General features: G+C 59.0%; 13 protein-coding genes. 8 read left to right on the forward strand and 5 right to left on the reverse strand.

Going from position 1 to position 13,639, the window contains the following annotated elements:
• Positions 1-219: 219 nt before the first annotated feature.
• The 3 genes from EC9_RS21180 to EC9_RS21190 all read left to right on the forward strand — a co-directional run bounded on the left by EC9_RS21180 (position 220) and on the right by EC9_RS21190 (position 4,160).
• Positions 220-1,128 (forward strand): sugar phosphate isomerase/epimerase family protein, encoded by a 909-nt coding sequence (locus EC9_RS21180; RefSeq protein WP_145348083.1) that lies wholly within the window; start codon positions 220-222, stop codon positions 1,126-1,128.
• 16 nt (positions 1,129-1,144) lie between these two features.
• The gene (locus EC9_RS21185) at positions 1,145-2,383 is read left to right on the forward strand and encodes an amidohydrolase (RefSeq protein ID WP_145348084.1); all 1,239 of its coding nucleotides are present in this window, start codon (positions 1,145-1,147) and stop codon (positions 2,381-2,383) included.
• 658 nt (positions 2,384-3,041) lie between these two features.
• The gene (locus EC9_RS21190; protein ID WP_145348085.1) at positions 3,042-4,160 is read left to right on the forward strand and encodes a carboxylate-amine ligase; all 1,119 of its coding nucleotides are present in this window, start codon (positions 3,042-3,044) and stop codon (positions 4,158-4,160) included.
• 22 nt (positions 4,161-4,182) lie between these two features.
• Here the strand turns inward: EC9_RS21190 and EC9_RS21195 are convergent, their stop codons facing one another.
• Positions 4,183-4,707, reverse strand: a complete 525-nt coding sequence (locus EC9_RS21195) for a hypothetical protein (protein WP_145348086.1) — start codon at positions 4,705-4,707, stop codon at positions 4,183-4,185.
• 175 nt (positions 4,708-4,882) lie between these two features.
• On the reverse strand, positions 4,883-5,263 hold the full coding sequence (locus EC9_RS21200; protein WP_145348087.1) for an amidohydrolase: 381 nt from the start codon (positions 5,261-5,263) through the stop codon (positions 4,883-4,885).
• Between the two features lie 112 nt (positions 5,264-5,375).
• Here EC9_RS21200 and EC9_RS21205 point away from each other — a divergent pair, with 112 nt between their 5' ends.
• Together EC9_RS21205 and cls are read left to right on the forward strand one after the other, a co-directional pair.
• Positions 5,376-5,975 carry a hypothetical protein gene (locus EC9_RS21205; protein WP_246105809.1) on the forward strand — a complete coding sequence of 200 codons (600 nt, stop codon included), beginning with the start codon at positions 5,376-5,378 and terminating at the stop codon, positions 5,973-5,975.
• A gap of 33 nt (positions 5,976-6,008) precedes the next feature.
• The gene (gene cls / locus EC9_RS21210) at positions 6,009-7,472 is read left to right on the forward strand and encodes a cardiolipin synthase (RefSeq protein WP_145348088.1); all 1,464 of its coding nucleotides are present in this window, start codon (positions 6,009-6,011) and stop codon (positions 7,470-7,472) included.
• Between the two features lie 23 nt (positions 7,473-7,495).
• Here cls and EC9_RS21215 read toward each other — a convergent pair whose 3' ends face one another.
• Positions 7,496-7,846: a hypothetical protein gene (locus tag EC9_RS21215; RefSeq protein ID WP_145348089.1), complete on the reverse strand. Its 351-nt coding sequence runs from the start codon at positions 7,844-7,846 to the stop codon at positions 7,496-7,498.
• A gap of 505 nt (positions 7,847-8,351) precedes the next feature.
• Between EC9_RS21215 and EC9_RS21220 the strand changes: the two genes are divergently transcribed.
• The 3 genes from EC9_RS21220 to EC9_RS21230 all read left to right on the forward strand — a co-directional run bounded on the left by EC9_RS21220 (position 8,352) and on the right by EC9_RS21230 (position 10,544).
• Positions 8,352-9,305 (forward strand): GGDEF domain-containing protein, encoded by a 954-nt coding sequence (locus EC9_RS21220; RefSeq protein WP_145348090.1) that lies wholly within the window; start codon positions 8,352-8,354, stop codon positions 9,303-9,305.
• Positions 9,306-9,359: 54 nt separating this feature from the next.
• Positions 9,360-10,142 (forward strand): class I SAM-dependent methyltransferase, encoded by a 783-nt coding sequence (locus tag EC9_RS21225; RefSeq protein WP_145348091.1) that lies wholly within the window; start codon positions 9,360-9,362, stop codon positions 10,140-10,142.
• Between the two features lie 93 nt (positions 10,143-10,235).
• On the forward strand, positions 10,236-10,544 hold the full coding sequence (locus EC9_RS21230; protein WP_145123062.1) for a zinc ribbon domain-containing protein: 309 nt from the start codon (positions 10,236-10,238) through the stop codon (positions 10,542-10,544).
• A gap of 710 nt (positions 10,545-11,254) precedes the next feature.
• Here the strand turns inward: EC9_RS21230 and EC9_RS21235 are convergent.
• The gene (locus EC9_RS21235; protein ID WP_246105810.1) at positions 11,255-11,776 is read right to left on the reverse strand and encodes an ATP-dependent metallopeptidase FtsH/Yme1/Tma family protein; all 522 of its coding nucleotides are present in this window, start codon (positions 11,774-11,776) and stop codon (positions 11,255-11,257) included.
• Between the two features lie 20 nt (positions 11,777-11,796).
• Positions 11,797-13,620, reverse strand: coding sequence for a c-type cytochrome (locus EC9_RS21240; RefSeq protein WP_145348094.1), 1,824 nt, complete (start codon positions 13,618-13,620; stop codon positions 11,797-11,799).
• Positions 13,621-13,639 lie beyond the last annotated feature (19 nt).

Genomic DNA, 13,639 nt, shown 5'->3' on the forward strand with positions numbered 1-13,639 from the left:
TGAATCGTTGCAATTCGCAAGCCTAACCGGGTTTGCTCTCGGCTCCAACCGGGATCGGACCGGCTTTCTCCACGCCGAACCGCAACGATTTGCCAAAACCCACTATACGTTTTGCGTGCTTTTTGCCATACTTCTGCGTTCTGAATCGACAAAAACAACTGCCCGCGGTGGGCGACACGAACAAACGTTAATAGATAAGAATTGGTACGGAGTAGATCTGTGTACAAGAATTTCGCAGCACAGGGTTTAGGGATTTCGGGTCGCCAGAGCGAATTGATCGAGTTGGCACTCACCTACGGCTTCCGCGGACTGGACATCGATCTCAGCGACATGTACCGCCGCGTTCAACGCAGCGACTTCGATCGCGCGGCCCGTTTCCTGCACGCCGCAGAAGTTGTCGTCAGCGGTTTTGATGTCCCCGTCGACCTGGACGCCGACGACGATTCGTTTGCCGCTCAAGTCGCTCAACTGCATCCAGCAGCGGAAGTCGCGGGCAAACTGGACGCCAAAGTCGCCAGCATCGTCGTCCCGGCGGCAACCGATCGCTTGCCCTATCACGAATACTTCGAAGCGATCACCAAGCGATTGAACCAAATCGCCGAATGCCTCGGTGGTCAAAACATCCAATTGGCCGTTGGATTCCAAGCCGCGTCGGAATTGGGCGAAGGAAAGCAGTTCGAATTCATCCGCAATGTCGAAGGCTTCCTGCCATTGGTTAAAGGGGCTGGCGACAACATCGGCTTCTTGGTCGACACCTTCAACTGGTTCGCTGGTGCCGGCACGCTGGAACAATTGACCGCGTTGGATGCCGACAAGATCTTCGCCGTTCGTTTGTCGGGCATCAGCGAAGAAGCCGACGCCGCAGCGATCACTCGCGCTGACCGCACGTTGCCAGAGATCAACGAAAAGATCGATTTCGTGGCACTCGCACAGCACTTGATCTCGATCAACTTCGACGGACCTGTTTCCGCTTATTCGGCTCCGGGCAACGTCCGTGGCGGAACGCGAGAGACTGTCAGCAACAAGGCTCAAGAAGCTTTGGACGCGATCTTCACCGGCGCTGGTTTGACCGTGGCACCGCGCCCCATGGACACCATCTCCGACATCGTCGTCGACATGATGGAATAAACCGAGCAGAGGCAACGTGGAATCGAAGGCACCGCAAGAACATGCGGCCTGGATCGGGCCGCTTGAAGCCGCCGTCGAAGAGTCGCTTGAAGGGCTGTTCCTGTTGCGGCGTCACCTGCACCAGCACCCAGAGCTTTCGGGCGAAGAGCTGGAAACGACCACTCACGTTGCTCGACTGATCGAAGGCCTGGCGCTGCCGCTGAAAATTGCGGACCAACAGCGCGGGCTGACCTGTGAATTATTGGCTCCCGATTCGGCGAGCGATCTTCCCCGGCTCGCGCTACGAGCCGATATCGACGCGTTGCCGATCCAGGACGCAAAGCAGGTCGATTACCACAGCTGTCGCGAAGGTGTCATGCATGCCTGTGGTCACGACGTCCACACGACGATGCTTTATGGAGCCCTGCGGGTTCTGAAACAATTGGCCGATGACGACCATCTGCCTTGGCCGATCGCTGTTCGCGGCATCTTTCAGCCCGCCGAAGAGACGGCTCTGGGCGCTCGCTACATGATCCTCAACCAGGCGCTGCGCGATGTCGCGGCGATCATCGGGATCCATTGCGACCCCAGTCGCAGCGTCGGCCGGATCGGGATCAGCCCGGGCGTCCTGACGGCCAATTGCGATATGTTCAAAGCGAAGTTCCGCGGCCGTGGCGGTCACGGCGCTCGGCCTCACCAGACGATCGACCCGATCGATGCGGCGACGCAGTGGGTGCAATCGGTCTACCGATCGGTCTCTCGATCGTTAGACCCACACGAAGCGACGGTGATCTCGATCGGCCGCTTCGATGCGGGAAACAAGGCCAACGTGATTCCCGATAACGCGATCCTCGAAGGAACGTTGCGGACATTCCATTCCGGCGCGCGAGCATCGGCCCTGGAAACGATCGGTAAGATCAGCGAAGCGGTGACGCTGGCGACAGGTTGCGACATCGACTTTGAACTCGGCTTCTCCGCTCCGGCTGTCGACAACGATCCCGCATTGGTTGAAGTCATCTCCCACGCGGCTCGTCAAACGCTGGGCAAGCACGCGGTTGAACCGATCCCGCGTCCCAGCATGGGGAGCGAAGACTTTTCTTATTATCTGGAACATCTTCCCGGCGCGATGTTCCGCCTGGGAACGTGCAGCGAACAGATTGGCCAAGAGCCGCTGCATTCGCCCCATTTCGATATCGACCAACGGGCGATCGCCGGTGGTGTACGATTATTAGCAGCGACGGTGATCGAATATTTTGATCCCCGCCGCAACGACTAATAAGACCGTATTGTATTTCCTCGTTTAACCGCGAGCCCATCGGGCCGCGCGGCCCTGAAAACCGCGGGGCGTTGCCCGCGCGGTTAAACTAAGAACATTGATTGGCGAGTTCGTCGGGCCGTGCCGCCAGCAAAACCGCGGGGCGTTGCCCACGCGGTTAAACTAAAAACATTGACCGGTGAGTTCATCGGGCCGTGCCGCCAGTAAAAACGCGGGGCGATGCCCACGCGGTTAAACGAATAACGTTGACCGGCAAGTTCATTGGGCCGTGCCGCCAGAAAAAACGCGGGGCGATGCCCACGCGGTTAAACTAATAACGTTGACCGGCGAGTTCATTGGGCCGCGTGCCGTCAGTAAAAACGCGGGGCGATGCCCACGCGGTTAAACTAATAACATTGACCGGTGAGTTCATCGGGCCGTGCCGCCAGTAAAAACGCGGGGCGTTGCCCACGCGGTTAAACTAAAAACATTGACCGGCGAGTTCATCGGGCCGTGCCGCCAGTAAAAACGCGGGGCGATGCGCACGCGGTTAAACTAGATATTCGATGCTTGCTGTTCAGGCCTCCGCAGGCAACCGGTCCGACGTCGCCAAAACGTCGGCCTCGCGCCGGCGGAGCTGAATCGATAACTACTCCGCTCGGCAGAGGAACGCTGGCCCATGGGTAAATTGCATTTCAACGGCAACGATTCCAAGACGATCGGCGTCGAAATCGAACTCGCTCTGGTCGACGCCAATACGTTTGCGTTGGCCAACCGGTCGGATGATTTAATCAGCCGCTTGCCGCCGGAATACGCGGGCCAATACAAGCCCGAACTGATGCAAAACTGCGTCGAGATCAACACCGGGGTCTGCGACACCGTGGCCCAAGTGCGGCAGGATCTCACCGCCAAAACAAAGATCCTCGAAGCGACCGCCGATGCGTTGGGGATGCGGCTGTGGTGGGGATCGACGCATCCGTTCAGCCATTGGCGCGATCAGGTGATCACACCGAGCGATCGGTATCAGAATCTGGTCGTGCTGCTGCAAGAAATGGCACGGCGGATGGCGACCTTCGGACTACATGTTCACATCGGCGTCGATTCAGGCGACAAGGCGGTGATGATCTGCGACCGGATCATGCAGCATCTGCCAACCCTGCTGGCGCTCAGCTGCAGCAGTCCCTACTGGGAGGACCGCGATACCGGTCTGCATTCCCATCGCTCCAAGATCATGGAGGGGCTACCGACAGCCGGCCTGCCGACGCTGATGCGGAACTGGAGCGAATACGTCTGGCTTGTCAATCACATGATCGAGACCGGGTTCATCAATTCGATCCGCGAGATCTGGTGGGATGTCCGCCCGCACCACAACTTTGGCACCGTCGAGGTTCGCGTCTGCGACATGCCCGGCAGCATGGATGATGTTTGCGCGCTGTCGGCGCTGATCCAGTGTCTTGTGAAGCAGTTGTCCGATGAGATCGACGAGGGGACCTACCAATTCGATTGCCATCCGATGATGGTCCAACAGAACAAGTGGCGAGCGGCCCGTTACGGGATCGATGCGGGACTAGTCAACACCTACAGTTACGAGGTCCAACCGGTGGTGGAAGTCGCCGACAGCTTGGCGACGTGGCTCAAGCCGATCGCACAAGAATTGCGATGCGAGGACGAACTGGCAGAGATTTCCAGGATCGCCCGAGGTCCCAGTTGGGCACAGCGGCAGCGAGACCTGTTTGAACTCAGCGGCGACAAGCGAGACGTCGTCCGCGTGCTGACCGATCAATCGCGGCTCGGTTAAAATCGCCGCCGCGTCGACCGGTTTATTGAACCGGTTGTTGCCAATTCAGCGGCGATGTCGACGGCTTGGGCGCCGGCGGCTCATCTTGCATCCCCGCATACTGAGCAGTACTGGTGGCTGGTTGCGGAGTCGGAGCAAAATTGGATGCGGGCGTGGACAATGGAACTGGCTGCCTTGCTTCGGCAAATCCGCGGAAGCCGCTCAGGTCGCCGCCGGTCTGCGTGACACTGGCAGCTGGTTGGGGAGTGCTATTTCGATCGACAAACGATGACTGCACGACACCGCTGCCAATGGCACCACTGCCAACCGCAGCGTCATTGCTAGCTAAATTGACTGCCGACTGACCAGCCGCCGTGCTTGCTTGCCCTGCTGCCGGCTGACCTTTGTAATAGCGGTCGGGAATCGGATAGCTGCCCGTTGCTGGCGGCGGCACTCGGCTGGGCGTCAGCGCGGTCAACGGATTGGGGACGGTCGCTCCTTGACGGCACCCGCTGGCCAAGGCCACAAATGCAATCAAGGCGACAAGGGAGGTGGTTTGATGACGCATTGCAATCAAGTCATGTATGGATTGAACATCTCTCGGACACCGCAGTGTTCCCGAGGATCCAGGGGAACTTGCGATCCACCGTACCAATCCGTTCGGTGTGACGTACAGATCAATTCCCCGGAAAACCTGACTGGGTCGGAACCGACCGCCAACCGAGGCACCGACCACAATGCGGTTACGACTTCACCAACGGCACGATCTGGTCGACGGCGGTCTGCAGCGAACGAGCCGCCATTTGAAAGTTCGTGTGTCCGCTGACCTCCGGCTGGATCGCGACGAACAACTCCGTCGCCTTTCGCAGCTTGCTGAGCTTCTTTTTTGCTTGCTTTAGATAGACGGCGTCGTCTCCGCTGGCCAACGCTGGCCCCAAGGCGAGCATAAAGTCGTACAGGTCGCGATGGATCTCCTGCAGTTCGTCGTCGTCGATCGCTTCGTCGCAGTGTTTCAGGAAAGCGCGAACCATCCAAACATGACTGACCAAACGATCGATCGCCGCGACGCGACCGGCTGGGGAAAGGGAGTCATCGGGAACCGAAGGGACGGATGAATCGTTCATGGATCGTGGGATATGTGGACTGGGGTCGCTGTCAGATTTGCCTCAAATCACTATACTTCAACGGCGTCAGTCCGCAGACATACCGCCATTAAAGAGACTTGAGGTCAACCGTATGAAGATATTTCTACCCGTTCTGTTTGCTTTGTGCACCGCGATGTGTTGGGGAATGTATGGCCCAACGATCGGTAACGCGCAAAGCAAATCGTGGTCGCCGTTCAAACCCTATGTATTTATCGGCATCGCTTACCTGGTCCTGGCGATCATCGGCGGTCTGATCGCGATGCGGTTGAAAGGGGATACGTTCTCCTATACCGGCGAACACTTTGCGCCGGCGAAGTGGGGATTCTTGGCCGGTTGCTTGGGTGCTTTGGGAGCTTTGTTCCTGACCTCCGCGATGATGACCAGCAAAGGGAATGCGTTGTTGGTGATGCCGATCGTCTTCGGTGGAGCCGTCTCGGTCACCGCACTTTATTCGACATGGCGGTTGTGGGGGCACGTTCAGATCAGCCCCGTGCTGTGGGTAGGGATCGCGATGGTTGCGGTCGGCGTCATTCTTGTGGCGACCAACACCCCTCACGGTCATGCCGCCGCCAAACCCGCCGCCGCAGCAGCAACCGCTGGCGATTCGGCAGCCCCCGAGCCAGCAGCGCCTGCAATCGGTGGATCGGATGACGCGGATCCCGAACCGATCGCGCCCGATTCGAAATCTTAGCCCTATTCAACGTTTTGCGTCGCGGAGTCCGTTTTGTTTCAACCAGCAACGCTGTCGATCGCCGCATCGATTCTACACCTCACGGTGGCAATCGCGATCTCCTTTCGTGTGATCATGCGGAAGCCGCCGGTCGGAGTCGCTCTGGCGTGGTTATTTTTGGTCGCCGCGGTGCCGCTGGCAGGTGTCGGTTTTTATCTGTTAGTCGGCGAACGTCGTGTCGGCCAACGCCGGGCCCGAAAGATTGCCCGCTTGCGGATCGATTACGAACGCTTGGCGGAACTGGCGATCACCGAAGGCTTAACCGATGTCGATTGGACAACGCATCGCCGCGAGTCCGCCGCCATGAATCGGCTGGGGCTGAGCCAAGTCGGAGTGCCGACGGTCTCGGGCAGCCGAGTCGAGCTGCTCAAGGATGCCGATTCGATTCTTCGAGGGATTGCCGCCGACATCGATCAAGCTCGCAACAGCGTCCTGATGGAGTTCTACATCTGGAACCAAGGTGGCGCGGCGGAACTGGTTTTTGAGGCTCTGAAGCGTGCCGCCCAGCGCGGCGTCTCTTGCCGGCTGCTTGTCGACAGCGTCGGCGGACGGCCGTGGTGGAAGGGGCCTCAACCGGCGGAGCTGCGCGAAGCGGGAGTCCTCTGTCGGCCGGCGCTGAAGGCAGGACTGTGGCGAACGATCTTTGCTCGCAACGACCTTCGCCTGCATCGCAAGATCGTGGTCGTCGATGGCGAGGTGGCTTGGACGGGCAGTATGAACTTGGTCGATCCCAAGTTCTTCAAACAGGATGCCGACGTTGGCCAATGGGTCGACGCGATGCTGCGACTGCAAGGTGCCGCGGTCTCGCCGTTGGCGATGACGATGATCGGCGACTGGATGCTGGAGACCGATGAATCGGTCGATGAAATCATCCGCTGTGCCGAACTGCGGATGGTTGAACGCGAAGGAACTGGCGATATCCAAGTGATTCCTTCGGGACCGTCGGAGACCGATGACGGACTGCTGCAGATGCTGCTGGCGTTGATCAATTCAGCTCACGATGAACTGGTCTTAACGACCCCTTATTTTGTTCCCGACGATTCGATGGTCCGGGCGATTCGCGGCGCCGCCGGACGAGGCGTGAAGGTGCATCTGGTAGTGCCGAACCGCGTCGATTCGATGCTGACGCACTTCGCCAGCCGGTCCTACTACGATGAACTGTTAGAGGTGGGCGTGCAGATCTATCTGTACGACCAGGGCCTGTTGCACACCAAGTCGGTGACGGCCGATGGTGACATGGCGATGTTCGGAACGGTGAACCTGGACATGCGCAGCTTGTGGCTGAACTATGAAGTCTCGTTGTTCCTGTACGGCCAGGATTTGACCGGTCCGGTTCGCGACCTTCAAGGAACCTATATCGAAGCCAGCAAGCGATTGGATCCGGCGGAATGGACCAATCGGTCGCTGCGTGAACGCTTTTTAGAGAACGTCCTGCGACTGATTGGTCCGGTGCTTTAGCGTCGACGCGACAATCGCGATGGCTATGCGCTGACCTGCCGGATCAATCGATCGATATCGGAGAGCATCTTCGACTCACAACGCAGCACGCCCGAATCGGTGCCTTCACCCACCAGAGCCGGTTGGTCGCCGGTGACGACAAACTTGCTTGTCAGTCGACCGGTCGAATCGGCGATGTGCTGATAGACATCGCGATTGTCCCCAGTTTCGACTGCTTGGTCGACGACGATCACATCATAGCGATTGCCAAGCAACCGCTGTTCGGCGGTTTGCCAGTTGTGAGCAGTCTCACAAGCTAAGCCACGCGAGTTGACCTGTTGACGCGTCCGATCTGTCAATTCAATGTTCTGATTGACTACCAACCATCCACTCATCTATCCTACCTCGACGTTGAAAGTAATCGTGCATTTGTTGCACAGCCAACCCAATAGCCGATGGCTCACCTTCCCTGCAACGCCGAATCAGGTTCCCTCAACGGACCCGAAAGGCGGGCAAAGCTTCATTGAACCAACAATAAGCGTGACCCCGTCGTGCAACTTATCTGTAATTCGTCGACATCAACCACGCGGTTTCTGAAGCCGTACCTGAAACATAGCTAACCAATAGAAACAGAAACGTTTGCTTGCAGTGATTTTTGCAAAGCAATACGAGGTACAGCAGGCAGCATTGGCAAAATCGCCGCGACCCCTAAAACGCGTTGCCGGCCCCCCCAAGGATTTCTCAGCCGCCGATTGCAGCAAGCATCCTGTGGGGCAGCGGTGTTCTATAGTTTTGTTGCGAGCACCGCACGAGCCCCTTCGCGGGTCTCAATCGCCCGCCTGCCAACGGTTTGCTGCGGCAGAGTCCCTCGCGGTGCAACGCTAGAAACTGGCTCGACTATTGAATACATCTCGATTGCAGATCCTGCTCGTCGAACATCGCGATGCCGATGCGCTGCTGCTGCATCGCATGTTGCGGCACGCTCCCCAACACTGCTTCGAGATTCGGGTTTGCGAATCGGCCGCCGAAGCGATCCTGCTGCTGGCGCGACAGCGATTCGATGGATTGATCATCAACCTGGATCGCCAGGACCAAGATCCTTTTGAAGTGCTGCTGCAGGTTCGCAATCTCGATTCGCAACTCGCAATCCTCGGACTCACCGACCGCACCGACGAAGCATTTGGATTGCGGGTTGTCGAATGTGGCGCGCAAGATGTCCTCGCCAAAGATTTGATCAACGGACAACTGCTGTATCGAGCGATGCGGTATGCGATCGCACGCCAGAGTCAGATCAGCTTTCTTAAGACCGCCGCCCACACCGACGCGCTGACCGGCCTGGGAAATCGCCGCGCTCTGGATCAAGCGCTCAACCAAGCGGTCGGCAAGTTTGCTCGCGATCAACAGCCCTTTGGGTTCTTGATCCTCGATGTCGACAATTTCAAACAGTTCAACGACCAGCACGGGCACCGCGCGGGGGACTATGTGCTGAGCGAATTAGGACATCTGCTCCGCGATTCCTTGGCCGACGACAACATCGGCTCGCGCTACGGTGGCGAGGAATTTGGAGTCTTGTTGCCAGCGACGTCGCACCAGCAGGCGGTCGCAAAAATGCAGGACCTGCTGGAATCCATTGCCACGCTCCAAATTGAGTTCGAAGGAACGCGGTACCGCGTCACTTCCAGCGCTGGTTTGACGATCTCGCACCCAAATGATACCGTTGGCAACATAATCGAGCGCGCCGATATCGCGTTGTATCAGGCGAAGTCCAATGGCCGCAACCGCGGCGAGCTGAATCTAAAAGCGGCCACGGCGATCCCGTTGCCCAACGAGGCAGTCGTTGGCAGCAATGTTTAAGCGGCTCGCGAGCAGCTGCCCAATCGCAACGCCTTACGCCAAGTTTGTCTTCGCATGCAAAAAAGTCTCTACGATTACCCGCAGTATTACGACCTCGCCTTCCGCGATGAAACCGATGACGAAGCCGACTTCATCGAGGCGGCGTGGGCTAAGTTTGGCGACGGTCCGCTGAAACATCTGCTGGAACCTGGTTGCGGCAGCGGACGCTTAGTCGTCGAACTCGCACGCCGTGGGTACGACGTGACCGGATTTGATCTCAGCGAACCCGCCCTCCGCTACACCCGCTCGCGACTCCGCCGTATCGATCGCACCGCCGAGGTGCTCAACGCCGACATGATCGACTTCTCGCTGCCGCGGAAATTCGACATGGCCTACTGCACGATGAACACCTTCCGGCATCTGTTGACCGAAAACGATGCCCAATCCCACTTGCAAATGGTCGCCGATCATCTGCGTCCCGGTGGTCTGTATCTGTTGGGATTCCATTTGCTGCCCCCCGACGCCGACGAAGAGTGTATCGAACGCTGGCGTGGCAGCAGCGGCAAGACGTCGGTCTGCTTCACCTTGCGCGTGCTCGATTTCTGCCGCCGCACCCGGCTCGAATCGCTCCGCATCTCGATGCTAGCCAAGACGCCGCGTGGCGAGATCCGCGGCCGCTCCGAATTCCAATTGCGACTCTACAAAGCCGCTCAATTCAAGACGCTGATCGCCAAAGTCCCCGATCTGGAGCTGTTGGAAGTTTTTGATTTCGATTACGACATCGATGAACCACAGCGTTTGGACAACGAATTAGCCGACGCCGTCTTCGTCTTCCGCCGCCGCGATTCAAACGCTTAAGATCGGAACGCCCCCAGCTCGCGAACCCTTTCGATGAACCATCGGTTTCGTTCGCGCAGCGACTGGGGCTCTTCAACGCATCAAGGATCAATCATGTTTGCCAAATGGTTCCGACGCAGCCGCCGTCCGGTGGTCGATCGCACCCCCTGTCCACATTGTGGTGCGATGATTCTGGAAACGGCGACGTTTTGCCGGCACTGCGGCGCATCGGATGCTTCGGGTTGGCAGGACGAGACCGAAGGCTACGCCGACGACATGGCGGACGATGATTTCGACTACGACGAGTTTTTGCAGCGCGAGTTCCCCGACGAAGCCCCGCCCCGCCGCGATTTCAAATCGTTTGTGATCATCGTGCTGCTGATCTGTTTTGTCGGCGGATTGCTGCTGTCGCTGGGGATGTGAGGATGCGCTCCGTCGGCTGAAGCCTCGACTCCAGCGCGGCCAGTCGTTTTCGTTTAACCGCGTGGGCAACGCCCCGCGCGTCGGTGCGCAACGTACAGAAGATGCGCTCGGTCGGCTGAAAGCCTTCACTCCAGCGCGCGGCCCGATGGGCACGCGGTTAAACGAGAGGGCATCCGACTCAACTCGTTTAACCGCGTGGGCAACGCCCCGCGCGTCGGTTAGCGACGTACAGAAGATGCGCTCGGTCGGCTGAAAGCCTTCACTCCAGCGCGCGGCCCGTTGGGCACGCGGTTAAACGCGAGGACGGCCAAATCAATTCGTTTAACCGCGTGGGCAACGCCCCGCGCGTCGGTGCGCAACGTACAGAAGGTGCGCTCGGTCGGCTGAAATCCTCTACTCCAGCGCACGGCCCGTTGGGCACGCGGTTAAACGATGGGGCGGCCAACTCAATTCGTTTAACCGCGTGGGCAACGCCCCGCGCGTCGATGCGTAACGTCGAGAGATGCGCTCGGTCGGCTGAAGCCTTCACTCCAGCGCGCGGCCCGATGGGCACGCTGTAAAACGATGGGGCGGCCAACTCAATTCGTTTAACCGCGTGGGCAACGCCCCGCGCGTCGGTGCGTAACGTCGAGAGGTGCGCTCGGTCGGCTGAAAGCCTCGACTCCAGCGCGGCCCGTTGGGCACGCGGTTAAACGATGGGGCGTGGCCCGTTAATCGAACTGTTGTTTAGCTTGCTCGAACAGATGCCGGACCGCTCGGCCGCTGATCGTTGTCTTTTCGATCAACTCCTTTGCGATCCGCTCGATCGCCACCGCATGCGCTTCATCGCTTAACAGATGTTCCGTCTTGTCCAACAGTCGCCGCTGCAAGCGTTCCAGTTGACGCTGGGTCTTCGCGCGGCCTTCTAGAACACGTTCGACCGTTCGCAGATCCTGGGCGGCACCGCGTGGGCAATACCGACCAGTGAATCGCGCCTCGGCGACCATTCCAGCCAGCAGGATCAGCGCCTCGTCTTCGACCACATCTTGCGACGACCGGCCGCGTCCCTTCCGCAACTCGCAGACGCCCAACCGATAGCCGCCAGTTTGCAGCGGCCCCGGAGCGATCGTTACCTTTTGAATCGGTCGGCCCAACGAGATCGCCATCACCGCATGCCCCGCTTCGTGATAGGCGGTCGCTGTCAATTCGATCGCCGCTTGGCGAGCGGCCGGGTCGGCAGGCGGTTCGTTCATCATCGTTTCCCAGACAGGCTCTACAGCGAACGCAGATAGGCGATCAAATCGTCGACTTCATCGTCGCTCAACTTCGGCAGCCCCGAAACCTTCTCGGGACTGTGCAAGTCGGTCAGCACACGCTCCAGCGATTTCGCTCGGCCGCTGTGCATCCAACGCACCTTGCGATAGGTGCCACGCAGCGTCGGCGTGTTGTAGCCGTCGTAATGATCCGACTTCGAACCGGTTCCCACATCGTGGATCTCGCCGTCGGTAAACTGCGGCCCGCTGTGGCAATCGGCACACGCGGCGCGGCTGCTGTGAAACAGCTCCTTGCCCCGCTGCGCCGCGGCCGAAAGCGTACCATCGGGTCCGATAAACGGATTCGGCGGGCTCGGCATCGTGCTCAGAAACTCGATCAACGCATCGGTTTGCGTCTGCGTCGGCTGCTTCCCCTGCATCGTCACCGTAAACGACTTCTTCATCGCATCGTCCAGATCCTCCTGCCAACCGTGCCACGTCCAAGGGCCGGTCTGCGTCAGTTCATACAACGGCAGGACCGTCTTCAACGTCATCTCGGTGCCATCGTTCCAGGTATCCATCGGTCGCGAATTGATCCCGCCGTTTTGATGGCACGAGTGACAGCTGTACCATTGATCGAGGCTGTGCTGTGCGTCGTAGAAGATCGCCATCCCCTGCCGCGCGGGCGATGGAGTCGCAGGTCCACCGAGATCGATCTCGCGGACAACTTGTTTCGTTTTCAAGTCGACCGACTGCAGCGAATTCTTCAGATAGTTGGCGACATAAACCGTTTGGTTGTCCGCGGCGATCTCCAGTCCCATCGGCCGGCCGCCAACATCGATCCGACTGAAGCGGTCGCGATCGCGCTGCAACCGGCGATCGATCAGATCGCCGGGGCCACCGGTCGAAACAAACGGCAGATCGGGCAAACGATAGACGAGCAGTTCGTGAGTCCCCGAAGAGGACGCAACCAAACGCTGGCCGTCGCCGCTGATCGCCAAGCCGTGTGGATCGGCCACCGCCATCTCAGGTACATCCAACGAGATCGCCTCGCGATACGAAGCTCCATCCAGTCGCACGCGGCCGATTCGGCTGGCCAAAATCCAGCCCCGTTGAATGTTGTCGCGAGTGATTGGATTGGTGCGATAGATCATCCATGTGAAGTAGGCGTATTGTCCGTCGGCCGATGGCGTCACGTGTCCAATGTTCACACCGTTAGCCAATGGCTCCTCGTATAACGGTTCCGCCGTTGCTGTGTCGATGACTTCGATCTCGGCATCGCCGCTGGAACCAACAGCCAATCGCGTCCCATCGGGCGAGAGGGTCAGATACCGCGGCCAATTCCCAACGTCGATTCGGCGAACCACCGCCAGACTGCGAAGATCGACTTGAGCGACCTGAGCCGCAGCGGTCAGCCCCACGTACACGGTTCGGTTGTCCGGAGCGATCGCAAAACCTTGCGGATGCCCGCCGAGGTGGACGGTTCCGATGGCGGCAAGTTTGCCTTCGCGAATCGCTAGCAGACTCAGTTCGCCCGACCACTGATTGGTCGCCAAAATCGTCGCCCCATCGGGCGTGAAGTCGATGTGCGCCGGATGGCTTCCAATCCGAAGCTCGTCGACCACACGTCCTGCTGCGGCGTCGATCAACGACACGCTGCCGGAGGTTTCGTTGGCGGTGACCAGCCACTTTCCATCGGGCGAGAGGGCCAAGTCGACGGGCGAACGATCGATCGATGGATCGATCACGTCCGCTCGAGCCGCAACCGCAACCGCAGCTCCACAACCGACAGCCAAACTCAGGTAAACCAACGTCAGCAACAAGGCTCGCGATCGAGATTGCATAAAGCGGTTCCGGTGGGAT

It is taken from the genome of Rosistilla ulvae, from assembly GCF_007741475.1.
GTDB lineage: Bacteria > Planctomycetota > Planctomycetia > Pirellulales > Pirellulaceae > Rosistilla > Rosistilla ulvae.